This window comes from Streptomyces sp. VNUA24 (assembly GCF_029167005.1).
In the GTDB taxonomy this organism is placed as follows: domain Bacteria; phylum Actinomycetota; class Actinomycetes; order Streptomycetales; family Streptomycetaceae; genus Streptomyces; species Streptomyces scabiei.
This window is the reverse complement of the sequence record NZ_CP119143.1, coordinates 8,559,610-8,583,345: the sequence shown is the minus strand read 5'-3', so window position 1 is coordinate 8,583,345 and position 23,736 is coordinate 8,559,610. Positions and strand designations below refer to the sequence as shown.

The 23,736-nt window shown below is 72.4% G+C and carries 18 protein-coding genes and 1 pseudogene; 10 read left to right on the top strand and 9 right to left on the bottom strand.

Annotated features, from left to right (window positions below; all coding sequences use genetic code 11):
* Positions 1-11 precede the first annotated feature (11 nt).
* Positions 12-1,178: a hypothetical protein gene (locus tag PYR72_RS36810; protein ID WP_275459308.1), complete on the bottom strand. Its 1,167-nt coding sequence runs from the start codon at positions 1,176-1,178 to the stop codon at positions 12-14.
* Positions 1,175-2,128: a 5-dehydro-4-deoxyglucarate dehydratase gene (locus PYR72_RS36805; protein WP_275459307.1), complete on the bottom strand. Its 954-nt coding sequence runs from the start codon at positions 2,126-2,128 to the stop codon at positions 1,175-1,177. The genes PYR72_RS36810 and PYR72_RS36805 overlap by 4 nt, the downstream gene beginning before the upstream one ends.
* Positions 2,129-2,402: 274 nt before the next feature.
* On the opposite strand from PYR72_RS36805, the gene PYR72_RS36800 reads away from it, so the two are divergent.
* The 8 genes from PYR72_RS36800 to PYR72_RS36765 all read left to right on the top strand — a co-directional run bounded on the left by PYR72_RS36800 (position 2,403) and on the right by PYR72_RS36765 (position 10,176).
* A complete protein-coding gene (locus PYR72_RS36800; protein ID WP_275459306.1) occupies positions 2,403-3,212 on the top strand; it encodes an NAD(P)-dependent oxidoreductase in 810 nt (269 codons plus the stop codon).
* Between the two features lie 295 nt (positions 3,213-3,507).
* Positions 3,508-4,278, top strand: coding sequence for a DeoR/GlpR family DNA-binding transcription regulator (locus PYR72_RS36795; protein ID WP_275459305.1), 771 nt, complete (start codon positions 3,508-3,510; stop codon positions 4,276-4,278).
* Between the two features lie 87 nt (positions 4,279-4,365).
* Complete coding sequence (locus PYR72_RS36790) at positions 4,366-5,733, top strand: sugar ABC transporter substrate-binding protein (protein WP_275459304.1); 1,368 nt, start codon at positions 4,366-4,368, stop codon at positions 5,731-5,733.
* Positions 5,730-6,668, top strand: a complete 939-nt coding sequence (locus PYR72_RS36785; RefSeq protein ID WP_275459303.1) for a sugar ABC transporter permease — start codon at positions 5,730-5,732, stop codon at positions 6,666-6,668. Before PYR72_RS36790 ends, PYR72_RS36785 begins: the two co-directional genes overlap by 4 nt.
* Positions 6,665-7,489, top strand: a complete 825-nt coding sequence (locus tag PYR72_RS36780) for a carbohydrate ABC transporter permease (protein ID WP_275459302.1) — start codon at positions 6,665-6,667, stop codon at positions 7,487-7,489. The genes PYR72_RS36785 and PYR72_RS36780 overlap by 4 nt, the downstream gene beginning before the upstream one ends.
* The gene (locus tag PYR72_RS36775) at positions 7,486-8,475 is read left to right on the top strand and encodes a zinc-dependent alcohol dehydrogenase family protein (protein WP_275459301.1); all 990 of its coding nucleotides are present in this window, start codon (positions 7,486-7,488) and stop codon (positions 8,473-8,475) included. The genes PYR72_RS36780 and PYR72_RS36775 overlap by 4 nt, the downstream gene beginning before the upstream one ends.
* 181 nt (positions 8,476-8,656) lie before the next feature.
* Complete coding sequence (locus PYR72_RS36770; RefSeq protein WP_275459300.1) at positions 8,657-8,878, top strand: hypothetical protein; 222 nt, start codon at positions 8,657-8,659, stop codon at positions 8,876-8,878.
* Positions 8,879-8,952: 74 nt separating this feature from the next.
* Positions 8,953-10,176, top strand: a complete 1,224-nt coding sequence (locus PYR72_RS36765; protein WP_275460619.1) for a TerD family protein — start codon at positions 8,953-8,955, stop codon at positions 10,174-10,176.
* 84 nt (positions 10,177-10,260) lie between these two features.
* Here PYR72_RS36765 and PYR72_RS36760 read toward each other — a convergent pair whose 3' ends face one another.
* The 5 genes and pseudogenes from PYR72_RS36760 to PYR72_RS36740 all read right to left on the bottom strand — a co-directional run bounded on the left by PYR72_RS36760 (position 10,261) and on the right by PYR72_RS36740 (position 18,147).
* On the bottom strand, positions 10,261-11,280 hold the full coding sequence (locus PYR72_RS36760) for a 1-aminocyclopropane-1-carboxylate deaminase (RefSeq protein ID WP_013004572.1): 1,020 nt from the start codon (positions 11,278-11,280) through the stop codon (positions 10,261-10,263).
* 582 nt (positions 11,281-11,862) lie between these two features.
* Positions 11,863-12,501, bottom strand: a pseudogene (locus PYR72_RS43015) (GntR family transcriptional regulator); the annotation flags it as partial.
* A 117-nt stretch (positions 12,502-12,618) separates the two neighbouring features.
* A complete protein-coding gene (locus tag PYR72_RS36750; RefSeq protein WP_275459298.1) occupies positions 12,619-14,205 on the bottom strand; it encodes a TROVE domain-containing protein in 1,587 nt (528 codons plus the stop codon).
* A 507-nt stretch (positions 14,206-14,712) separates the two neighbouring features.
* Positions 14,713-16,167, bottom strand: a complete 1,455-nt coding sequence (locus PYR72_RS36745) for an alkaline phosphatase PhoX (protein ID WP_275459297.1) — start codon at positions 16,165-16,167, stop codon at positions 14,713-14,715.
* 453 nt (positions 16,168-16,620) lie between these two features.
* Positions 16,621-18,147, bottom strand: coding sequence for a hypothetical protein (locus PYR72_RS36740; RefSeq protein WP_275459296.1), 1,527 nt, complete (start codon positions 18,145-18,147; stop codon positions 16,621-16,623).
* Positions 18,148-18,562: 415 nt separating this feature from the next.
* On the opposite strand from PYR72_RS36740, the gene PYR72_RS36735 reads away from it, so the two are divergent.
* Positions 18,563-20,386, top strand: coding sequence for an endonuclease/exonuclease/phosphatase family protein (locus tag PYR72_RS36735; protein ID WP_275459295.1), 1,824 nt, complete (start codon positions 18,563-18,565; stop codon positions 20,384-20,386).
* Positions 20,387-20,422: 36 nt separating this feature from the next.
* Here PYR72_RS36735 and PYR72_RS36730 read toward each other — a convergent pair whose 3' ends face one another.
* Positions 20,423-21,166 carry an SRPBCC domain-containing protein gene (locus tag PYR72_RS36730; RefSeq protein WP_275459294.1) on the bottom strand — a complete coding sequence of 248 codons (744 nt, stop codon included), beginning with the start codon at positions 21,164-21,166 and terminating at the stop codon, positions 20,423-20,425.
* A gap of 20 nt (positions 21,167-21,186) precedes the next feature.
* Complete coding sequence (locus PYR72_RS36725; RefSeq protein ID WP_275459293.1) at positions 21,187-21,885, bottom strand: winged helix-turn-helix domain-containing protein; 699 nt, start codon at positions 21,883-21,885, stop codon at positions 21,187-21,189.
* A 166-nt stretch (positions 21,886-22,051) separates the two neighbouring features.
* Between PYR72_RS36725 and PYR72_RS36720 the strand changes: the two genes are divergently transcribed.
* Entirely contained in the window at positions 22,052-23,149 is a 1,098-nt protein-coding gene (locus PYR72_RS36720) for a YihY/virulence factor BrkB family protein (protein WP_275459292.1), read from the top strand.
* Positions 23,150-23,736: the final 587 nt, after the last annotated feature.

The window sequence follows — 23,736 nt, the reverse complement described above, 5'->3', positions numbered from 1 at the left end:
CCGGCACCGGCTCACCCCACCGCCGTCAGCGCCTCCCGCACCGCCGCCAGGTCCTGGTCGGACGCCAGCCCCGCGTGGTACAGCCGGAGTTCCGTGGCCCCCAGCTCCACCGCCCGCCCCGCGTCCTCCGCCAGGGTCACCGGGCTGCCGCCCATCCCCGACACCACGGGGAAGTTGGCGGCCAGCACGGCCCCGTCCGCCCCGGCCTCCGTGAACGCCGGCAGCAGCCCCGGCCCGCCCCCGCAGGGCACGACGACCCCGTCGGCCACGCCGAGGATGTGTCCGGGGTCCACACCGGGGTTGGCCCCGCAGTGGTACGTCACCGGGTCCGCGTGCAGCAGCACCTGGAACCCGGCGGGCGCGGCGGCCCGTACGGCCGCGACGGTCTCCTCCTGGAGCGAGCGGGCGATCGCGTCCCGCCACACCCGCGTGGCCGCCGCCCGGTCGGTGCCGAGCAGTTTCTCCACGGCCGGCCAGCCCTCGTCGACGCTCTCTCCGCGCCACAGCGGTTCCAGTCCCGTGCGGACGGCGGCCGCCAGCTCCTCGGGGTCCTGCCCGGCACCGGCGTACCCGTCGCGGCAGGTGGCGCAGAAGCACAGCGACATCAGGTACTGCCCGGCGTCGCCGAGCCCGACCCCGCCCGTCTTGTCGTGGGCGTGCAGATGGGAGACGCCGTACCAGCCGAGCGACTCCAGCTCCGTGCCGCGCGCGCCCGGCCGGACCGCCGCCTCCACCGCGAGGTCGACGAGGTACTCCCGGGTGTCCGGCTGCGCGATGCAGGGCGCCCACGGATACCGGTCCCCGTAGGCGTTGACCACGGAGGTCGAGGGGTGCTCGGCGCCCAGCCGGGAGTTGTGCGCGAGGACCACCCAGGTGTGCACTTCGAGCCCGGCGTGCGCGAGCGCCGTCGCCGCCTCGCCGAACGCGTCGCCGAACGCCCAGTCCCCCGCCGCGTACGGCCGCAGCGTACGGCCCTCCCACCGCGCGCCCGGCGGGTACAGCACGGCCGCGTGCTCGGCCGTGACGATGCGCTGCCGGGGGTGGCGGGGGGTGAGCGCGCGGGTGGAGTGGTAGGCGGAGGCGAGCGTGGCCTGCCGTACTCCCAGCCCCGCCACGCGCTCGGCGGCGGCCGGATCCCCGATGACGTCCCACGGATAGACGAACGTCGACGCCTTCACTTGCCCTCCTGGCACTCTTCCAGCAGCGCGTGGCCGCGCTCGATCAACTCACCCAGCCGCTTGACGTGTTCCCCGGCCGGCTCGTGCAGCGGCGGCCTCACCTCTCCCACGTCCAGCCCCCGTAGCCGTACCCCGGCCTTGACCAGTGACACCGCATAGCCGCGTCCCAGGGAGCGGAGTTCGACGAAGGGGCGGTAGAAACCGTCGAGCAGCCGCCGCACGGTCGCCTCGTCCCCCGCGCCGAGCGCCCGGTGGAACGCGAGGGCGATCTCCGGGGCGAAGCAGAAGACGGCCGACGAGTACAGGGGCACCCCGACGGCCCGGTACGCGGGCTGCGTCAGCTCGGCGGTCGGCAGGCCGTTGAAGTAGAGGAAGTCCGGGCCGGGCACCGCCTCGCGCACGGCGCTCACGATCCGCGTCATGAGGTCCAGGTCGCCGAGGCCGTCCTTGAGGCCGACGATCCCTTCCGTGCGGGCGAGTTCGACCACGGTGTGCGGGGTGAACACGGCGTTGTCGCGCTGGTAGACGACGACGGGGAGGGAGGTCCCCGCGGCGAGTTCCCGGTAGTGGCGCAGCAGCCCCTCCTGGGCGGCCACGACGAGGTACGGCGGGAGGGCGAGCAGTCCGTCGGCCCCGGCCTCCTCGGCGAGGCGCGCGTAGCGCACGGCGAGGGCGGTGCCGTAGCCCGCGCCGGCCACCACCGGCACCCGGCCCGCCGTCTCGGCGACGGCGGCCCGTACGCACTCCTGGAACTCCTCGGGCGTGAGCGCGTGGAACTCGCCGGTGCCGCAGCAGACGAAGACCGCGGCCGCTCCGGCCTCGACGCCCCGGCGGACGTGCGCGCGGCAGGCGGCAGGATCGACCGCGCCGTCCGGGCCGTACGCCGTGACGGGGAAGAACAGCGGTCCACGGGGGACCCTGAGCCGGGCGGCGAGCGGGGCTGACGTCACGGGCTCTCCCAAGTCCACGGGCTGACCCGACTGCACGGGCTCTCCCAGCCCTGTCGGTCATGCCGCTGATCGATGTTTATATTTCTGAACGACCCCACGCTAGGGCGGGCGCTCGGGACCGGTCAAGCCGGACAACCCGCTCCGCACCAGCGATTTCGCGCCTCCGCGCCCTCCCCGCGCCCCCCTTGACGCACGGGGGCACACTCCCTAGCGTGTCCATGAATGTGAATGCCGGACGCCCATGTGCACGGCTGGCGATGCAAGGAGATCCTGGATGCCCGCTCCCCGCACCGTTCTGCTCACCGGCGCAGCCGGCGGGCTCGGCACCCTGATGCGGGACCTGCTCCCGGGCCACGGCTACGAGCTTCGCCTCCTGGACCTGCTTCCCGTCGACGGCGCGCCGGACGCGATCACGGCCGACCTCGCCGACCGGGAGGCCCTGCGCGAGGCCGTCCGGGGCGTCGACGCGATCATCCACCTCGCGGGCATCTCCCTGGAAGCCTCCTTCGAGAAGATCCTCGCGGCGAACATCGAGGGGACGTACAACCTGTACGAGGCCGCCCGCGCGGAGGGCGTGCCCCGTATCGTCTTCGCGTCCTCCAACCACGCCGTGGGCTTCACCCCCCGCCCGCTGGGCGAGGATCCGCCGATCCCGGTCGACACCCCGCACCGCCCCGACACCTTCTACGGCCTGTCCAAGTCCTTCGGCGAGGATCTGGCACAGCTCTACTGGGACAAGTACGGCCTGGAGACCGTCTCCGTACGCATCGGCTCCTGCTTCCCCGAGCCCACCAGCGTCCGGATGCTCTCGCTCTGGATGAGCCCGGCCGACGGCGCCCGCCTCTTCCACGCGGCCCTGACCGCCGAACACGTCGGCCACACCGTCGTCTACGGCTCCTCCGCCAACACCCGTCTGTGGTGGGACCTGTCCACCGCCCGCGCCCTCGGCTACGACCCGCAGGACGACTCCGAGCCGTACGCCGAGAAGCTGATCGCCGAGCAGGGTGAGCTGGACCCCGAGAACGTGGCCCACGCCAACCTCGGCGGCCACTTCGTGAGCGACCCGCCGATCTGGCCGTACTGACCGCACCGGCACGGACCCCAACAGCTCGTGCGCCGTACGGGAAACGAGGGCCGTACGCCGTGCGGAGGGAGCGGGCGGGCACCGAACGGGCCCGCCCGCTCCCGTGTTCGGGCACGCCCGTCGCCCGATCCCCCGCCCGCCCCAGGTCCGTGACGGGCCCGGGCACCGCGAAACGGTCAGGGACGGGCATCATCCGTCGCGGAACAGACCTGGTCGGCGCCGCGCACCGGCTGTAGAACTTCCCCCAGGGCCCGCACCGGGCCCGAACGGGCAGCACTACGGCGGAGGAGAGCGGGTGTCGGCCATGAGCGCGGCGGAAAGGCAACGCGAGATCGTCCGGGCCGCCCGCCGCACGGGCGCGGTCGACGTCGCCGGGCTCGCGGCCGCCCTGGGCGTGGCCAAGGAGACCGTACGACGTGATCTGCGCGCGCTGGAGGACCACGGGCTGGTCCGCCGCACGCACGGCGGGGCGTATCCGGTGGAGAGCGCCGGGTTCGAGACGACGCTCGCCTTCCGTGCCACCAGCCATGTTCCCGAGAAGCGCCGGATCGCCACCGCGGCGGCCGAGTTGCTGGGCGACGCGGAGACGGTCTTCGTCGACGAGGGCTTCACCCCGCAGCTCATCGCCGAGGCACTGCCCCGGGACCGGCCCCTGACCGTGGTCACGGCCTCCCTCGCGACCGCCGGGGCGCTCGCGGAGGCGGGCAACACCACCGTGCTGCTGCTCGGCGGCCGGGTGCGCCCCGGCACCCTCGCCACCGTCGACCACTGGACGACGAGGATGCTGTCCGGCTTCGTCATCGACCTGGCGTACATCGGCGCCAACGGCATCACCCGCGACCACGGCCTCACCACCCCCGACCCGGCCGTCAGCGAGGTCAAGGCCCAGGCGATCCGCGCTTCCCGGCGCACGGTCTTCGCGGGCGTCCACACCAAGTTCGGCGCCGTCAGCTTCTGCAGGTTCGCCGAGGTGGGCGACCTGGACGCGATCGTCACGAGCACCCTGTTGCCGGTCTCGGAAGCCCACCGCTACTCACTGCTCGGCCCCCAGGTCACCCGGGTCTGACCGTCCCCGCCCGCCCCTTCCGCACCTCCACCACACCGTCCGACACCCCTTATCTCCCGAAATCCCCCAAACGTTCAGGAGTGATCCATGCGCATCGCGAGCCGACGGAGGCCGCGCACGCTCGCCGCGGCCGCCGCGGGGGCGCTGCTCGCCCCCCTTCTCTCCGGCTGCTGGACCGGAGCGGGCGGGGCGGCATCCGGCGGCGACACCATCAACGTGCTGATGGTCAACAACCCGCAGATGCAGGAGCTGCAGAGGCTCACCGCCGCCCACTTCACCGAGGAGACCGGAATCGGGGTGAACTTCACCGTGCTGCCGGAGAACGACGTCCGCGACAAGATCAGCCAGGACTTCGCCAACCAGGCGGGCCAGTACGACGTGGCCACCCTCAGCAACTACGAGATACCGATCTACGCCCGCAACGGCTGGCTGGCGGAGCTGGACCCGTACGTCGCGAAGGACCCGGGCTTCGACCAGCAGGACATTCTCGCGCCCATGCGCGAGTCCCTGACGGGCGACGACGGCAGGCTCTACGGGCAGCCCTTCTACGGCGAGTCGTCCTTCCTGATGTACCGCAAGGACGTCTTCGCCGAGCACGGGCTGACCATGCCCGAGCGTCCCACCTGGCGGCAGGTCGCCGACCTCGCCGCGAAGGCCGACGGGGCCGAGGACGGCATGAAGGGCATCTGCCTGCGCGGCCTGCCCGGCTGGGGCGAGGTCATGGCGCCCCTGACCACGGTCGTGAACACCTTCGGCGGCACCTGGTTCGACAAGGACTGGAAGGCGCAGCTGGACTCCCCCGAGTTCGGGCGGGCGACCCGGTTCTACGTGGACCTCGTGCGCGAGCACGGCGAATCCGGCGCCGCCCAGGCCGGCTTCGCCGAGTGCCTCAACAACATGACCCAGGGCAAGGTCGCCCTGTGGTACGACGCCACGTCGGCGGCCGGTTCGCTGGAGGCCGACGACTCCCCGGTGAAGGGGAGGATCGGCTACGCACCGGCCCCGGTCGAGCGGACCGAGTCCTCCGGCTGGCTCTACACCTGGGCCTGGGGCATCCAGCAGGCGTCCCGGAACCCCGACAAGGCATGGAAGTTCGTCTCCTGGGCGTCGAGCAGGGAGTACGAGGAACTGGTCGGCGAACGGATCGGCTGGTCGAACGTGCCCGCCGGCAAACGCGCGTCGACGTACACGAACGCGGACTACCGCGAGGAGGCCGCCGCCTTCCAGGAGATGACCCGCGAGGCCATCGAGGGCGCCCGGCCCACCGACCCCGGCGTGCAGCCGCGCCCCGCCCCCGGCATCCAGTTCGTCGGCATCCCCGAGTTCACCGACCTCGGCACCAAGGTGTCCCTGGAGATCAGCGCGGCCATCGCCGGACACCAGTCCGTGGCGTCGGCCCTGCGGAAGGCCCAGGCGCTCGCCGAGCAGACCTCCGAGGAGTACGAGGGACGATGACCGCCACCACGACGGCGCCGAGGGCGGCGACCCCCGTCCGCACCCTGGGCGCGCCGAACGCCCGGCTGCGCGCCTGGGCCACCCGCGCCCCGCTCCTGCCCGCCCTGATCTTCATGATCGCCGTGACCCAACTCCCGTTCGTGGCCACGCTGGTGATCTCCTTCTTCGACTGGAACTCCCTCTATCCCGACGCCCGCGCGTTCGCCGGCCTCGCCAACTACGGCGAGGTCCTCACCGACCCCGACCTGCGCCGCTCGGTGGGGACGACGATCCTGCTGACGGTCGCCGTGGTCCTCACCAGTCTCGTCCTCGGCCTGCTGCTGGCCCTGCTCCTGGACCGGAGGTTCCGGGGCCGGGGCATCGTCCGCACCCTCCTCATCGCCCCCTTCCTGGTGGTCCCGGTGGCGGCCGCCCTGCTCTGGAAACATGTGCTCTACAACCCCGAGTACGGCCTGTTCAACGGGCTGTTGCACTACGTGGGCGGCCCCCAGCCGGACTGGATCTCGGACACCCCGCTGCTCGCGGTCGAGGCATCGCTGGTGTGGCAGTGGACGCCGTTCATGATGCTGATCCTGCTGGCGGGACTGCAGTCCCGGGACCAGCAGCAGATCGAGGCCGCCCGGGTCGACGGGGCGAGCGACTGGCAGATCTTCCGTCACCTGACGCTCCCGCACCTGCGCCGCTACCTCGAACTGGGCGCGCTGCTGGGCTCGATCCACATCGTCCAGAACTTCGACGCGGTCTTCACGATCACCTCGGGCGGCCTGGGCACCGCGAACCTCCCGTACACCGTCTACCAGACCTTCTACCAGGCCCACGAGAACGGTCTCGCCTCGGCCGCCGGGGTCCTGGTCGTCATCGGTTCGCTCGTCATCGCGACGTTCGCGCTGCGCGTGGTCTCGTCGCTGTTCCGTGAGGAGGCGGGGCGCTCATGAACGCCGTACGACGCAAGGGGGCCGGTCTGCTGGCCTGGTTCGCCGGGGTCGTGTTCTTCCTGCCCGTCGCCTGGATGGCGCTGACGTCCCTCCACTCGGAGTCGGACGCGGCGACCAACCCGCCGTCCTTCGCGGCGGCGCTGACGCTGGACGGCTACCGCGAGTTCTTCGGCGTGGACGGCGGGGCGAGCCCCTGGCCCGCGCTGATCAACTCCACGGTGGCCTCCCTGGCCTCGACCCTGCTCGTCCTCCTCCTCGCCCTCCCGGCGGCGTACGCGCTGTCGATCCGCCCCGTGAAGAAGTGGACGGACGTCCTGTTCTTCTTCCTCTCCACCAAGATGCTGCCGCTGGTGGCGGGCCTGCTCCCGATCTACCTCTTCGCGAGGAACACGGGTCTCCTCGACAACATCTGGCTGCTCGTCGTCCTCCACACCTCCATGAACCTGCCGATCGCCGTGTGGATGATGCAGTCCTTCCTGGCGGAGGTGCCGGTGGCGGTCATCGAGGCCGCGCACCTGGACGGCGCCCGGCTGCCGACCGTGCTGGCCCGTGTGGTGGCGCCGATCGCGGCCCCCGGGATCGCCGCCACGGCCCTGATCTGCTTCATCTTCAGCTGGAACGAGTTGCTGTTCGCGAGGGTGCTGACGGGCGTGGTGGCGGAGACCGCCCCCGTCTTCCTGACCGGCTTCATCACCAGCCAGGGCCTGTTCCTGGCCAAGGTGTGCGCCGCGTCGCTCGTGATCTCCCTGCCGGTGCTCGCCGCGGGGTTCGCCGCCCAGGACAAACTCGTCCAGGGCCTCTCCCTGGGAGCCGTCAAATGAAGGCCGCCGTCATCGAGTCCGTGGGCAGGGCCGTCGTCACCGAGGTCCCGGACCCGGCGCCGGGGCCCCGAGACGTCGTCGTCGAGGTCGCCGCGTGCGGACTGTGCGGGACCGATCTGCACATCCTCCAGGGCGAGTTCGCCCCGAAGCTGCCGATCGTTCCGGGACACGAGTTCGCGGGCGAGGTGGTGGGCGTGGGTGGCCGGGTCACCGAACTGTCCGTCGGCGACCGGGTGGCCGTCGACCCGTCCCTGTACTGCCACGAGTGCCGCTACTGCCGTACCGGCCACAACAACCTGTGCGAGCGCTGGGCCGCGATCGGGGTCACCACGGCCGGCGGCGCGGCGCGGTACGCGGTGGCACCGGTCGCGAACTGCGTACGGCTGCCGGACCACGTCCGCACCCAGGACGCGGCGCTGGTGGAGCCGCTGTCCTGCGCGGTACGGGGCTACGACGTGCTCCGCGCCCGGCTGGGCGCCCATGTCCTGATCTACGGGTCCGGGACGATGGGGCTGATGATGCTGGAGCTGGCCAAGCGGACGGGTGCGGCGAGCGTGGACATGGTGGACGTGAACCCCGCGCGTCTGGAGACGGCGCGACGGCTGGGCGTCTCGGGAGCCGCCGCCGGCCCCGACGAGCTGGACCGGCCGCAGGGCTGGGACGTCGTCGTGGACGCGACCGGCAACGCGGCGGCGATCCAGGACGGCCTGGGGCGGGTGGCCAAGGCGGGCACGTTCCTGCAGTTCGGGGTGGCGGACTACGCGACCCGGGTCACGATCGACCCGTACCGGATCTACAACCAGGAGATCACCATCACCGGGTCGATGGCCGTGCTGCACAGCTTCGAGCGGGCGGCGGAACTCTTCGCGGGCGGGGTCCTGGACCCGGACGTCTTCATCAGCGACCGGGTGCCGCTGGAGCGCTATCCCGAGGCGCTGGAGCAGTTCGCGTCGGGGGTGGGCCGGAAGATCGTCGTGGTGCCGTAGTGGGTGGTGCAGGGGGTGCCGTAGGTGCCCATAGGTGCCGTGGGTCGCGCAGGCGGCGTAGGTGGCGTGCGGCCGTGGGGTCCCGGGAGGGGGCGGGGGCGGCGAGGGAGGTGGCCGGGCGGCTCGGCGGGCGACCGAAATTCGCTGGGCCGCCGGTGCCGCCGCCCCTACCATCCGGGACATGCCACGCCCCAGCGGATTCACCTACACCGAGCACGCCGACCAGACCGTGACGATCGACCACCACGGCCGCGCGGCCACGACGCTGCGCGGCCCCCGAGCTGCCCGGTTCCTCGCCGAGGTGGCCGCGGGCGACCCGCAGCTGGTCATGGCCCGCTGGACCGGGAACTACCGCCGGGGCAACGAACGCACGGCCCGGGAGCACCCCCGCAACCGCCGCTGACCCGAACGGCCGCCGGGCGCGCCCGGGTAAGGGAACGGTAAAGCGGCCTGAATCGTTCACCACGCATGACCGCTATGACCCCCGGCTCGAACATCCCGCTGCCCGTCACCCGCGTCGCGGTGGACGTCTCCGCCCCCGTGCGGCTCGACGTGTCGGGCCTGCTGCTCACCGCCGACGGCAAGGTGCGCTCGGACGACGACTTCATCTTCTACAACCAGCCGTCCGGCCCGGGCGTGACGTACCGCTCCGGCGGCGGCGCCACGCCCGACTCGATCACGGTGGACACCTCGGCCGTGCCCCCGGGGATCGAGAAGATCGTGGTCACGGCCAGCCCGGACGCGGCGGGCCAGACCTTCCAGGGCATCGAACCGACGGCGACGATCCGCGACGCGGCGAACGGCTCCGTGATCTCCACCTTCACCCCGCCCCAGCTGGGCACGGAGACCGCCCTGGTGATCGTCGAGATCTATCTGCGCAACGGCGCGTGGAAGGCCCGCGCGGTCGGCCAGGGATACGCGAACGGTCTCGCGGGCATCGCGACGGACTTCGGGGTCACGGTGGAGGAACCCGCCCCGGCCGCCCAGCCGGCTCCCGTCCCGCCCGCTCCCGCCCCGCATGTCCCGGCGGCCCCGCCCGCCCCCGCCATGGACCCGCGTGTCATGGCTCCCCCGGTCCCGCCCGCCCCGCCGGCCGCACCCCCGGCCCCCGCCCCGGGCACCGGCAAGATCAACCTGGACAAGGGCCGCGTCAGCCTGCAGAAGAACCAGACGGTCTCCCTCGTCAAGGGCGGCCGCCCGCTGCTCTCCCAGGTCAAGATGGGGCTCGGCTGGGAGCCGGCGTACCGGGGCAAGGACATCGACCTCGACGCGTCGGTCATCGCGTACGGCCCGCAGCGCAACCACATCGACAGCTGCTACTTCGGCAAGCTGTCGATCGTGAACGGCGCGATCAAGCACTCCGGTGACAATCTCACCGGCGAGGGCGGCGGGGACGACGAGGTGATCGTGGTCGACCTCGGACGGCTGCCGCAGGAGGTCACCGGCCTGGTCTTCACGGTCAACTCGTTCTCCGGCCAGAAGTTCACCGAGGTCGCCAAGGCCTACTGCCGGCTGCTCGACGCCGCGACCGGCGAGGAGCTGGTCCGCTTCGACCTCACCAACGCCGAGGCGCAGACCGGCGTGATGATGGCCAAGCTGATCAAGCAGTTCAGCGGTGAGTGGGAGATGACCGCGATGGGCGACTTCGTGAAGTCCCGCACGGTCAGGGGGATGGTGAAGCCGGCGGCGCAGGCCCTCTGAGACGCGCGTACGTGACGCCGGGCGCCTCCCGCGTGCGGAGGGCGCCCGGCCGGCCGGCGAGGGGTGGGGCGGAGCCCCTGCCTTCTACTGGATCACTCCGCTGTACGCGTTCAGCGCGGGCTGGCCGCCGAGGTGGGCGTAGAGCACGGTCGACTCCGGGCCGATCTCACCGCGCTCGATGAGATCGATCATCCCGGCCATCGACTTGCCCTCGTACACGGGGTCGGTGACCATGCCCTCGGTGCGGGCGGCGAGCTGCATGGCGACGAGGGTGGCGTCGTCCGGAACCCCGTAGATCCCGGCGTGGTAGCGCTCGTCCAGCTCGACGTCGTCCACGGTCAGCTCCCGCTCGACACCGATGAGCTTGGCGGTGTTCCGGGCGATGCGGGCGACCTGCTCCCGGGTGGTGGTCGGCTTGGCCGAGGCGTCAATGCCGATCACCCGGCGCGGCCTGCCGCCCGCCTCCTCCAGCGCGGCGAAGCCGGCGACCATGCCGGCCTGGGTCGAGCCGGTCACCGAGCAGACGATCACCGTGTCGAAGAAGACGCCCAGCTCACGCTCCTGATCGGCGACCTCGTACGCCCAGCCGGCGAAGCCTAGGCCGCCGAGGGGGTGGTCGGAGGCGCCGGCCGGGATGGCGTACGGCTTGCCGCCGCCCTCCTCGACCTCCCGGAGGGCCAGCTCCCAGCTCTCCTTGAAGCCGATCCCGAATCCGGCCCGGACGAGCCGTACGTCGGCGCCGGCCAGCCGGCTGATCAGGATGTTGCCCACCTTGTCGTAGACGGAGTCCGGCCAGTCGACCCAACTCTCCTGCACGAGCACGCACTTGAGCCCGGCGCGGGCGGCGACGGCGGCCACCTGGCGCGTGTGGTTGGACTGCACACCGCCGATGGAGACGAGGGTGTCGCAGCCCTGGGCGAGCGCGTCGGCGACGAGGTACTCCAGCTTGCGGGTCTTGTTGCCGCCGTACGCGATACCGGAGTTGCAGTCCTCGCGCTTGGCCCAGACGGAGGCTCCGCCGAGGTGCGCGGTCAGCCGCTCCAGCGGGTGGACCGGCGAGGGCCCGAAGAGGAGGGGGTAGCGCTCGAAGGAAGACAGGGACACGGGTTCTCCCAGGTGGGGTGCGGCGGAGCGGGGACGGACGGGACGGGGCGGGGGCGCGGGTCGGTCGGGTCAGCGGTCCGCTCGGCGCACGGGCACGTCGCCCGGTTCGCGGGCGGGCTGGTGGGCGTGCTGATGGGCGGGCTCATGGCCGAGCCGCCGCGCGGACGCGCCGACGGTCTCGTCGGCGGACCCGGCGGAAACGCCGCCGGCCTGTCCGGCGGAGACGGGGGAAGCGCCGCCCGCCTCTTCGGCAGAGGCGGAAGACGCATGACCCGCTTCTTCGGCGGAGACGGGGGATGCATGGCCCGCCTCTTCGGCGGAGACGCGGGAACCATGGCCCGCCTCTTCGGTGAAGGCGGGAGAAGCATGGCCCGCCTCTTCGGCGGAGGCGGGGGACGCACCGGCCTCCGCCCCGGTAGATACGGGGGATGCACCGGCCTCCGCCCCGGTGGACGCGACAGACGCACCGCTCTCCGCCGCGGCAGACACGGCGGACAGACCCTCCGACGGTCCGGTGGACACGGCGGAGGCGCCGCCCGCCGGCTCGCTCTGCCGGCCCTGCTCGCTCCGCTCGTCGGGTTCGTCGGCGAGGGCGGCCAGGCCGCGCCAGATCTCCGCCGTGACGCGGACCGCCCCGTCCGTGTCGCCGGCCGCGCAGGCGGCGATCAGCTGCTCGTGCAGCCCGGCCGAGCGGCAGTTGCCGCCCTCGCCGAAGCGCCGCCGCTCCAGGCGGCGGATGAGCGGGGTGTAGCGGGCGACGGTGGCGGCGGCCGCGCGGTTGCCGCTCACCCGGACGAGTACGTCGTGCAGTTCGTCGTCGGCGACCAGGGCCGCGTCGACGTCGCCCGTGCGGACGGCCGCCGCGAACCGCTCGTTGGCCGAGCGCATCATCTCCACGTCCGCCGCGAACAGCCGGGGCACGGCGGTCCGGGCGACCAGCTCGTGCATGGCCCCGACCACGGCGGCGGCGTCCCGCACGTCGGAGGCGACGACGGCCGTGACCCGGGTGTAGCTCTGCGGCTTGCTCTCCAGGAGCCCCTCGTCCACCAGCCGGGAGAACGCCTCCCGCACGGGCGCCCGGGACAGTCCCAGCAGCTCCGCGAACTCGGCGTCGCGCACCACCGCGCCCGGCTCGATCTCGCCGGCCACGATGGCGTCCCGGATGGCTTGGTAGGCGCGGTCCCTCAGCAGGGTGCGCGCGACCGGTCGTATGGCCTCCATGAACTGAAATGTTAGATGCCAGTGCGGCCGCCGAACAAGAGTGTGGCCCGCGTCCCCCTTGGGACACGGGCCACACTCATCCCCCGTTCTCGTGGAACGCCGGTCCGCGGACCGGCGTCACCCGGCCGCCCACGGCCACTGGGCCCGCCGCGCCCCCTCCAGCAGCGGCACCATGCGGAAGGCCGCGTCGGAGAGCCCGCCGAAGGTGTGGCGGTTCGCCGTGCCGGAGGGGCCGTGGCCCGCCCGGTACCCGGCGAGGTTCCAGGTGTAGACGGGGACGTCGGCCGGGATCCGCGCGGTCGGATCGCCGTAGTGGCTGTAGGTGGCCTGCTCGTCGGTGACGATCAGGACCCGGTCGTGCTTCTTGTAGTGCCGGCGGACGGCCTCGGTGGTGTCGGTGCCGCCCAGGTCGCCGAACCGGCCGACGATCTTCAGCACCGACTCCCCCGCGCCGAACCGCACCACCCGGCTCGTGCTCCCGAACTCGACGAGATCCGCGTGCGCCGCCCGCAGCGCGAGCGCCGTGCCGAAGACCGCCGCCGCGTCCGCGTAGGTGAGCGAGGAACGGTCGGTCAGCCGCGAGTGGAACATCGAGCCCGAGCGGTCGACCAGGACCAGGGTCCGGCCGGGCAGCGCGGGCACGTTGGCCAGCGAGTGGCCGAGCGCCTGCTCCAGCGGGTACGCCCAGCGCAGCGAGGGCGCGTGGCGGTAGGCCGAGAGGTAGCGGAAGGGGAACTGCCGCGACCGCGCGACCTCCGCCGGATCGCTGATCCGCGCCGCGACCCGGGCCGCGACCTCGTCGCCGACACCGGCCTCGTCGAAGTTCCGCAGGTTCCGGGTCAGCGCCATGGCGCCCATGGACGGGATGACGGCCTCCCAGGCCGCCTTGTCCATCGGCCCCTGCAGCCAGCCCGCCAGCGCCTCCCAGGTGAGACCCGCGTCCGCGAGCCGCTGGGCGCCCCCGGCGCCGGTCACGACCCGGCGCCGCTTCGCGGGCCGCAGCTCCATCAGGTCACGGTGCGCGGCGAGCATGGGCAGCGACCGGGGCACGACGGCCGTGTCCGGGTTGTGGCGCCGGTCGAGGGCGTACCGGAACAGGTCTCCCTGCCACGGCTTGTCCGGGTCCGGTGCCGCGTGCACCAGGTTCAGGATGTCGCCGAAGCGGTAGCCCTTGGACGCGGTGTCGTACTTCAGCAGCGTCTTGGGGCTGTAGAGCCGTCGTACGGCGTCGGCGACGCCCCGCTTCACGGGCTTGGGCAGGTTGCGGCCGTACCGCGAGGTCCAGTAGGCGAGCAGTTCACCGGGCTCGTCGGGGCGCCGCAGCACCGAGGCGACGACCTCGCGGTTGGTGGGGCCGTCGGTGACACCCGCGTCGAGCCGCGCCTTCACGTACTCTGCGGCACCCACGAGGGAGGCCGTACGGAGGTTGCCCTCGCCGCGCAGCCAGCCGAGCAGGCCGGCCGTCCACGCCGGGTCGGTGACGGCGAGCCGGCGCACCAGCGCGGCGAACCGCTCGTCCCGGTCCTCGGCGCTCTCGTAGAAGGTCTTCTGCGCCACGAAGTTGGCGATCGACAGCAGGAAGAGCTCGGAGCGCTCGTCCCGCTCACGGCCCCTGCCGCCCTCGTAGGTACGGAGGACCCGCCCCGTGGAGGTGACACGGGAGGCGGGCCGGGCCGTGCCGGCCTTCGTGTTGAATCGCGCCATGATGAACTCCCCCGAATTCCTCGCCGCAGCACACGTCGTGCGGGGAATCCCTGTTCCTGATTTCTGAATTCTGGTTCGGGGGAGGCACGGCAGAGGGAGGGTGTCCGAGGTCGAAGTCGGCGGCGGTTCTTATCACTGGCGCGTCTTCCGTTCCGCCACACCGACCGGACGTCGGTGACGGGATTCGAACCCGCACGAGGATTTCTCCCCATCAGTTCCCGAAGTATCCGCTGCCTGCGCACCGGGCACCCACCGTCTGCCGCGCCTCCCGAGATCGAAACGCACCGGGAGGTGCGTGAAGCATGAGGTGTCCAGAGATCGAAGCCGGCGGAACCGACGTAGGTGCTCTAACCCCTGAGCTACACCGGCGTGTTGGTGCCGGTGGCGGGACTCGAACCCGCGGCCGCCCCATGATGAGTGGAAGTAGGTCCTGCCTTCGCACCTGGACGTGCATCACTCTAGGAGGCGTACCACGGGCCGGGCCAATGAATTAACCGCCGCTTCCCGCTATCGCTTCTGCCGCTTCCAGGGGCCGGTGATCGCGAGCAGAATGCCCGGCGTCTGGATGTTGGCGTACAGGGTCTTTCCGTCGGGTGAGAAGGTGACCCCGGCGAACTCGCTGTATTCCGGCTCCTCCTCGGTGCCGATATTGAGATCGTTGCGGGCGATCGGGTAGGTCCGGCCGCTGTCGGTGGCGCCGAAGAGGTGCGAGATCCCCTCGCCGTCCTCGGCGAGGACGATGCCGCCGTACGGGGAGACGGTGATGTTGTCGGGGCCGTCGAAGGCACCGTCGACGGACGGGTCCGGGTTGACACCGAGCAGGACCTTCAGGGTCAGGGTGCGGCGCTTGGGATCGTAGAACCAGACCTGGCCGTCGTGCCGTACGGGGCTCTCGGCACGGGCGTACGAGGAGACGACGTACGCGCCGCCGTCGCCCCACCACATGCCCTCCAGCTTGCGGGCGCGGGTGATCTCGGAGTCGGCGAACTGCTTGCGGACGGCGACGGTCCCGGCGTCCCGGTCGGGCACGTCGATCCAGTCGACGCCGTACACCGTGCCGATCCGCGTGGCGCGGGACAGGTCGTCGACGAAGCGGCCGCCGGAGTCGTAGCAGCGGGGGGCCTGCAGGACGCCCGCGTCGTCGGCGAGGGTACGGAGCCTCCCGGGCCCGTAGGTGAATCCCCTGGGCGGGGTCCAGCGGTAGAAGAGGCCGTTGGGGGCGGCCGCGTCCTCGGTGAGGTAGGCGTGGCCCCGCTTGGGGTCGATGACGACGGCCTCGTGGTCGTAGCGTCCGAAGAACTTCAGCGGCTTCGGGGCGCGGTTGGCGCGGCGGTCGCAGGGGTCGACCTCGAAGACGTAGCCGTGGTCCTTGGTCATGCCGTTGACGCCGGCCCGGTCGGAGTTCTCCTCACAGGTGAGCCAGGTGCCCCACGGGGTGCTGCCGCCCGCGCAGTTGGTGGACGTGCCCGCGATGCCGACCCACTCGGCGACCCGGCCGCCCGGCCGTACCTCCACCACCGTGCAGCCGCCGGCCGCCGCCGGGTCGTACACGAGCCCCTCGGTGAGCGGCACCGGGAACTCCCAGTTGGCCCGGGGGCCCTTCAGCTCGTGGTTGTTGACGAGGAGAGTGGTGCCGCGGGGGCCGGGGAAGGCGCCGGTGCCGTCGTGCTTGCCGGGGGTGAACTCGCCCGACTCCAGCTTGGTCCTGCCGCTGTACGTGAGGATGCGGTAGGTGAACCCGGCGGGCAGCGCCAGGATGCCCTGGGGGTCGGGCACGAGGGGGCCGTAGCCGACTCGTGCCGCCGCGTGTTCGCTGCGGAGGGGCGTCTCCGGAGTGCGGTCCGGGTCCGTAGAGGCGAGGGCGTTCGGCGCGGTGGCCAGGGCGCCCACGCTTCCGGCCAGCACGACACCGGCTCCGGTGGCCGCGGATCGTCCGGCGAAGTCCCTGCGGGTGAGCGGCATGCTGTCTCCTGTGTGGCGGTGGAGGACCGTGGGGGCGGACCCGAGGTGTCGCGCCACGGTCGCGCCCGCGCCTGAACACGCCCTGAACGCGGGGAGAAGGGTGCCCGGTGTCTTCGGTGAACCACCGCCTCATGTCCGGGACGTCCGGGCACGTCGGCGAGTGCGGCTCGGTGGGGGCTGGTCGCGCAGTTCCCCGCGCCCCTGAAAAGCGAGGGCTACGCCCCACGCTTTTCAGTCCCGCAAGGGCCCACGCTTTTCAGGCCCGCAGGGACCCGGGCTTTTCAGGCCCGCAGGGACCCGGGCTTTTCAGGCCCGCAGGGGCCTGATGCTTTCAGGGGCGCGGGGAACTGCGCGACAAGCCCCCACCGGACCCGCAGCCGCCCACGCACCCACACCCCCGCCCCCCTAGGCGCCCGAACCACCGGGCACCCCAGAACCACCGGGCACCCAGACCTACTGCGCGGCACCCCCCGTCCCCTTCTGCGACCGCGCCTTGAACGCCGCCTTACGGGCCTCCTTCGCCACCCTCTTGTCGGGATGGATCCGCCCCATCGCCTCAAGGACATCGGGCGTGGCGGGATGATCCACCCGCCACGCCGCCGCGAAGAACGAGCCGTGCTGCGCGGCCAGCCCCTCCACCAGCGCCCGCAGCTCCGCGGAGTTCCCCTCGGCCGCCAGCTGCGCGGCGACCGTGTCGATGGTCAGCCAGAAGACCATCGCCTCGGACGGCACGGGCACATCGGCGGCCCCGTGCTCGGTCAGCCACACCCGGGCGAGCCCGCCCAGCTCGGGGTCGTCCAGCACCTCCCGGAGGGCCGGCTCGGCCACGCCCCCCACCAGGGACAGCGCCTGCTGGCAGCGCAGCCGCCGCAGCGGGGCGCCGGCGTCGGTGCCCCGCGCGGCGGACAGCAGCTCACGCGCCGCGGCCGACGGCTCCCGGCGGGCGAGCCACTGCTCGGTCTCGGCCTGGGCGGCGGCCGGCGGGAACCCTGCGGTGCCGTCCAGCAGCGCGTCCGCGCCCTTGTCGACGAGGTCCCCGACCGCCGGCGCCGGCACGCCGGCCTCCAGGAGCCGGGCCCGCACCCCGAACAGCCCGAGCGGGGTGAGCCGGACCATGCCGTACCGCGTGACATCGGTGTCGTCGACCGCGGCCGCGCCGCCCTGCCCCTCGGCGGCGGCCTCCTCCGCGTCCGTCATCAGCGCCTCGTCCACCGGCTGGTACTCCACCAGCCCGATCGGCTCCAGCACCCGGAACTGGTCGTCGAGCCGCATCATCGCGTCCGAGACCTGTTCCAGTACGTCGTTGGTGGGCTCCCCCATGTCGTCGGGGACGATCATCGAGGCGGCGAGGGCGGGCAGCGGCACGGGCCCGTCGGGGCCGTCCTCGCTGACGGTGAGGAGGTACAGGTTGCCGAGCACCCCGTCGAGGAACTCCGCCTCGGCCTCGGGGTCCCAGTCCAGCTCGGAGAAGTCGATCTCGCCGCCGGCCTCCATCGCGTCGACGAGGCCGTCGAGGTCGGGCACGGCCGCGTCGGCGAGGACGGTCTCCAGGGCCGTGAGCCAGATGCCGAGCACGTCCTGCGGCCCACCGGAGGTGAGGAGGGCGAGTTCCTCGCCCACGGCGACCGTCCCCTCCCCCGCTCCCCCGGGCCCGTCGGCCCCCTCGGCTCCGTCGGCTCCCTCGGGGTTGACGATCTCGACGAGCCCGGTGTCCACGGCCACCCGCCACGCCTCACTGGCCGACGCCGCCGCGTCGTCGCCGTCGTCGCCCCCGGCGCCCGCTCCGACGAGCCCGAGCGCCTCGGCGGCGGCGGGCAGCTGCTCGTCGACGAGTTCGCCCCCGGTGCCCACCCGCGTGTCGGGCCCGGCCCAGCGGGCGAGCCGCGCGGCGCGCGAGAGCAAGGGGGTGGCGAGTGCCTCTCGCGCCAGCTCCGCTGCGGGAAGAAGCCGCACCGGCGGCAGTGGCGAGCTGTCTGACATCGGCGGGGATCTCCTCGGAACGGGTGCTGACGAACGACTGCCGAGCGACGGGTGCGCCCCCGCGAGGGGGCTTCCGTACGCGCTCCGCGTACGCCTACGGCTACGCGAACGCCTACCGGTACGGGCACGGGTACGCAGCCGCTCAGCCTAGACGGATTTGGACCCATGCCGCCCGGTTCATGTACCTGCCAGGAGTTGGACATGGCCGAAACCTTGACAACTGACCTGACCAGGCAGGAGATTGACGCGCGTAGAAACTCACGGGTAGCTCTGGGACGATTCCGGGGCTCCCACAGGCAGGACTGTCGGAGTTGATAGGTCCGCCGGCTTCTACGCGCGTCGCACCGCCCCACCGGTCGCAGGCCACCCCGTCCACTCTCGTCCCGGCGCCACGTACGTCCCCGGAGGGATCCCCTTGCCGAGCAAGAGAACTGCGCGCATCGGCGCGCTGACCGTCGCCACCATCTGCTCCACCGTGTCCGCCGTGGTCCTGACCTCGCCCGCCGAGGCGGACTCCATCCGTATCCACGACATCCAGGGCACCACCCGGACGTCCCCGCTCGTCGGCCAGCAGGTCGCCGGGGTGCAGGGCATCGTCACGGGCGTGCGCACCTACGGCTCGCGCGGCTTCTGGATCCAGGACCCCGAGGCGGACGCGAACCCCGCCACGAGCGAGGGTGTCTTCGTCTTCACCAGCTCCCGGCCGACGGTCTCGGTGGGCGACGCGGTGACGGTCGCGGGCACGGTCGGCGAGTTCATACCGGGTGGCACTTCGTCCGGAAACCAGTCTGTGACGCAGATCTCCCGCCCGACGATCACGGTCGTCTCCACGGGCAACGCCGTCCCGGCCGCGACCGTCGTCGACACCAAGTCCGTGCCGAAGAAGTACGTCCCGGCCGGCGACCCCGCCGCCGCCGGCTCGATCAACGGCCTGAAGCTCGCCCCGGCCACGTACGCCCTGGACTACTACGAGTCCCTGGAAGGCATGAACGTCCAGGTCGCCGACACCCGTGTGGTCGGTGCCAGCGACCCGTTCACCGAGCTGTGGGTCACGGTGAAGCCCCGGGAGAACGACAACCGCCGCGGTGGCGCGCTGTACGACTCCTACACCTCGCAGAACACCGGCCGGCTGCAGATCCAGTCGCTGGGCGCGGTCGCCGACTTCCCGAAGGCGAACGTCGGCGACGTGCTGAAGGGCACGACGGCCGGCCCGCTGGACTACAACCAGTTCGGCGGCTACACCCTCGTCGCCAACCGGATCGGCACCCTCAAGCAGGGCGGTCTGGAGCGCGAGACGACGGAGAAGCAGGCGCGCGGCGAGCTCGCGGTGGCGACGTACAACGTCGAGAACCTGGACCCCTCGGACGCCTCCTTCGGGGACCACGCGGCCGCGATCGTGCACCACCTGCAGTCGCCCGACATCGTGGCCCTGGAGGAGATCCAGGACAACAACGGTGCCACCAACGACGGTACGGTCGCCGCCGACAAGACCGTGAAGAAGCTGATCGACGCGATCAAGGCGGCCGGCGGTCCGGCGTACGACTGGCGCTCCATCGACCCGGTGAACCTCGCGGACGGCGGTGAGCCCGGCGGCAACATCCGCCAGGTCTTCCTGTTCAACCCCGCGCGGGTCTCCTTCACCGACCGCGCGGGCGGCGACGCGACGACCGCCGTCGGCGTGACGAAGGTGAACGGCAAGGCGCGGCTGACGGTGGCCCCGGGCCGCATCGACCCGGCGAACGCGGCCTGGACGAACAGCCGCAAGCCGCTCGTCGGCGAGTTCTCCTTCCGCGGCAAGTCCGTCTTCGTGGTCGCGAACCACTTCGCGTCCAAGGGCGGCGACCAGGCGCTGCACTCGGAGTTCCAGCCGCCGAAGCGCAGCTCGGAGACCCAGCGCCACCTGCAGGCGAAGGCCGTGAACACCTTCGTCAAGCAGGTCCTGGCGAAGGACAAGAAGGCGTCCGTGATCGCGCTCGGCGACATCAACGACTTCGAGTTCTCCGACACCGCGAAGCAGTTGGAGGACGGTGGCGTCCTGTGGTCGGCGATCAAGTCGCTGCCGAAGCGGGAGCGTTACTCGTACGTCTTCCAGGGCAACGCGCAGGTCCTCGACCAGATCCTGGTCAGCCGCTCGGTCCGGCGCGCCACCGGGTTCACGTACGACAGCGTGCACATCAACGCCGAGTTCAACGACCAGATCAGCGACCACGACCCGCAGGTGGTGCGGTTCGAGCCGTAGTCCCCGCGCTCGGGGCCGGCTGAACACGTCGTGTCCTCAGGGCCGGCTGAACATGCCGTTCAGCCGGCCCTGCCACGCGTTCTCGTCCGCCCCGGCGTCGGCGCCCGGCGCGAAGTCGTGGACGCTCATGCCCACCCGGTGGCCCCAGTGGTTGCGGCCGAAGACGCGGATGAGGGCGTCGTCGGTGCGCAGACCGATGAAGTACGGGTCGCGGTAGTCGAGTACGGCGTCGAGGGGCTGCCCGCCGGGACCCTCGACCCGGACGCGGGCCCCTTCGGGTGTGTCGTCCGCGAGGCCGAGCGCCCGTCCGACGGTGACGAGCGCGTCGGGGGCCCCGGCCGCCTCGGGCCCGTCGAAGGTGGCGAACGCGGTGAGCGGACGGCCCCTGAAGCACGTCAGGTACTGGCGCAGGGTGTGCAGATAGAAGCCGGTGTGCTTGGCGGCGCCGTCGTACTGGTTGTCCCAGTCGTCGACGAACATGCCGCTGTGCACGTACCGCACCCAGGCCCGCTCGCCCTCGTCGCGCGGTTCGATCGTGTAGTCCAGCTGGTTGAGGGTCTGTTCGGAGATGCCCTCGACGTCCTCGACACGGTTGGTGTACCGGTGCGGCGGATCCCAGGCGATGACGTCGGAGCCGAAGGGCCCCTTGCCGCCGACGCGCGGTTCGGGGGCCTCCATCGGCCACAGCCACCCGCCGGTCCCGGCGGTGACGGCCTCCCACACTTCGGCGGGGGTGGCGTCGACCTCGAACTCCCGGGCGATCTCGAATTCCTTGGGCATGACGTGCTCCTCGACAGGTCTCACCGACCGGACGGTCCGGTCCGGTCGGGCAGGGGGATCCGGGTGGGCCGGTCGGACAGGGGCGCCTGCGCCGGCCGGTCGGGCGACGGGGCGGGCGCGGGCCGGTCGGCGGACTGCGGTTTGACCGTCGGGTGGAGGGCGACGACGATCCGGTGCGCCCGGCCGGCCTCGGCGCCGGGCGCGTCGTACTTGCGCAGGAGCGCGCTCACCCCGGCCGTCAACTCCTGGACGAACGCGGCACGGTCGGCGGCCGAGGCGAAGGTGACCTCGCCGTCCAGCGCGTAGGTCGCGAGTCCCTTGCGGGCCCGGGCCGCGCCCGTGACGAGCGACCCGACGTCCCGGACCAGCCGCGCCCCGAGCGCCAGCAGCCAGCGCGCGGAGAGCTGGTCCCGGAAACGGTCGGGATCGGGCTGGACGGCGGCGAGCGCGAGCGGCGAGATCACGTACGACGCGGCGGTGGCCCGCATCAGCCGCTCGGTGACATTGCCCTTGCGCCGCTCTCCCGCCAGCTCGACGAGGCCGTGCCGCTCCAGCGCTTTGAGGTGGTAGTTCACCTTCTGACGCGGCAGCCCGACCTTCCCGGCCAGCATGGCGGCCGAGGCGGGCCCGGCCGCCAGCTCGGCCAGCAGCCGGGCACGTATCGGATCCAGCGAGACCGCCGCGGCCTCGGGGTCCTCGATGACGGTGACGTCCAACATGACCCCACCCTCTCACCGAAAACTTTCCTTGTCCAGACGATCCGAGTTTTCGGTACCTCCCCTGATCACGGCGCTCGGTGTGCGTGCGCCGACCGCCTTTCGACCTCGACCATGATTCAGGCCAACTCCGCGATTCGGGCCCCGCTTTCGGGAGACCCGCCCGGTCATGGACGAGAAGCGGCCCGAGGCCGAGCGGGTGGGGACGGAACCGGATTCCGGGGCGAAGGACGGGACGAGGGCCGGGCCCGGGGCGGAGGAGGGGACCGGCGTGGACGGCCCCACCGGGCTGCCGAAACGGTCGTGGTGGGCGGTGGTGCGGCGCACGGCCAAGGAGTTCCAGGACGACGAACTCGCCGACCGGGCGGCCGCGTTGACGTACTACGGCGTCCTGTCGCTGTTCCCCGCGATCCTGGTGCTGGTGTCGATGCTGGGCGTCGTCGGACAGCAAGCGACCGACAAGATCCTGGACAACATCGGCGACCTGGCGCCCGGCCCGGCGCGGGACATCCTGCGGGACGCGGTGGTCCAGCTGAGCGACAGCGGCGGCACGGGCGGACTGCTGGCGATCGTCGGCCTGTTGGCGGCGGTGTGGTCGGCGTCGGGGTACGTGGCCGCGTTCATCCGTACGTCCAACGCGGTGTACGACCTGCCGGAGGGCCGGCCGGCGTGGAAGGTGACGCCGCTGCGGATCGGCCTGACCCTGGTGCTGATGGTGATGCTGGCGGCGAGCGCGCTGATCGTGGTGTTGACCGGGCCGCTGGCCGAGCGCGCGGGCACGACGATCGGGCTCGGCGACGCGGCGATCGCGGTGTGGAACATCGCGAAGTGGCCGGTGCTGCTGGTGCTGGTGACGCTGATGATCGCGCTGCTGTACTGGGCGGCGCCCAACGTCCGCGGCCGGGGCTTCCGCTGGGTCAGCCCCGGTGGCATCGTCGCCACACTGATCTGGCTCGCCGCGTCCGCCGGTTTCGCCGTCTACGCCGCCAACTTCGGCTCCTACAACAAGACGTACGGCACCCTCGCCGGTGCCGTGGTCTTCCTCGTCTGGCTCTGGCTCACCAACCTGGCGATCCTGCTGGGCCTCGAATTCGACGCGGAACTCTCGCGCGAGCGGGCCATCGCCGAGGGCCGCTCCGCCACGGACGAGCCGTACGTCGAACCCCGGGACACCCGCAAGTGGCCGTCCCGACTGCGGGCCCTGCGAGAGGCTCGCGCCAGGACGGACACGGCCCCGAGGGACCGGGACCCGCTGACGAAGGGCTGAACCCGGGGGTCTCCCCCGCCCGTAGCCGGGGAATCGGCTGCGGGCGGGGCGGGGCGTGGGCGTCGGAGGCGCGATGGGCGCGGGGCGAGGGGGCGGAGGGACGCCGGGGGGCGGCCGATCGGCGTCGACACGGGCGGGGTCGGCCGCACCTGGCGCCCCCTGCTCACGGCGGTCGGCTACCGCCCGGCATCCGGCATCGCGCAGTCCCGGCGGACGACTGCCGCCCAGGAACGCCCGCGCCACGGCCCACCTCCGCCCCGCATCGCACACTCACGGCGGACGGTCGCCGCCCACCACCCCCGGCCACGCGCAGTCCCGGCGGACGACTGCCGCCCAGGAACGCCCACGCCACGGCCCACCTCCGCCCCGCATCGCACAGATCACGGTGGACGGTCGCCGCCCACCACCCCCGGCCACGCGCAGTCCCGGCGGACGACTGCCGCCCAGGAACGCCCACGCCACGGCCCACCTCCGCCCCGCATCGCACAGATCACGGTGGACGGTCGCCGCCCACCGCCCCGGCCACGCGCAGTCTCGGCGGACGGCTGTCGCCCAGCACCACCCGCTCGCCACAACCCACTACAGCC

What these genes read in the sequence shown, in the direction of transcription:
- PYR72_RS36800 (WP_275459306.1), top strand. Translation starts at nt 2,403, where the DNA reads ATGCCCGCTCCCCGCACCGTTCTGCTCACCGGCGCAGCCGGCGGGCTC.
- PYR72_RS36790 (WP_275459304.1), top strand. Translation starts at nt 4,366, where the DNA reads ATGCGCATCGCGAGCCGACGGAGGCCGCGCACGCTCGCCGCGGCCGCC.
- PYR72_RS36785 (WP_275459303.1), top strand. Translation starts at nt 5,730, where the DNA reads ATGACCGCCACCACGACGGCGCCGAGGGCGGCGACCCCCGTCCGCACC.
- PYR72_RS36780 (WP_275459302.1), top strand. Translation starts at nt 6,665, where the DNA reads ATGAACGCCGTACGACGCAAGGGGGCCGGTCTGCTGGCCTGGTTCGCC.
- PYR72_RS36775 (WP_275459301.1), top strand. Translation starts at nt 7,486, where the DNA reads ATGAAGGCCGCCGTCATCGAGTCCGTGGGCAGGGCCGTCGTCACCGAG.
- PYR72_RS36770 (WP_275459300.1), top strand. Translation starts at nt 8,657, where the DNA reads ATGCCACGCCCCAGCGGATTCACCTACACCGAGCACGCCGACCAGACC.
- PYR72_RS36765 (WP_275460619.1), top strand. Translation starts at nt 8,953, where the DNA reads ATGACCCCCGGCTCGAACATCCCGCTGCCCGTCACCCGCGTCGCGGTG.
- PYR72_RS36750 (WP_275459298.1), bottom strand. Translation starts at nt 14,205, where the DNA reads ATGGCGCGATTCAACACGAAGGCCGGCACGGCCCGGCCCGCCTCCCGT.
- PYR72_RS36745 (WP_275459297.1), bottom strand. Translation starts at nt 16,167, where the DNA reads ATGCCGCTCACCCGCAGGGACTTCGCCGGACGATCCGCGGCCACCGGA.
- PYR72_RS36740 (WP_275459296.1), bottom strand. Translation starts at nt 18,147, where the DNA reads ATGTCAGACAGCTCGCCACTGCCGCCGGTGCGGCTTCTTCCCGCAGCG.
- PYR72_RS36730 (WP_275459294.1), bottom strand. Translation starts at nt 21,166, where the DNA reads ATGCCCAAGGAATTCGAGATCGCCCGGGAGTTCGAGGTCGACGCCACC.
- PYR72_RS36725 (WP_275459293.1), bottom strand. Translation starts at nt 21,885, where the DNA reads ATGTTGGACGTCACCGTCATCGAGGACCCCGAGGCCGCGGCGGTCTCG.
- PYR72_RS36720 (WP_275459292.1), top strand. Translation starts at nt 22,052, where the DNA reads ATGGACGAGAAGCGGCCCGAGGCCGAGCGGGTGGGGACGGAACCGGAT.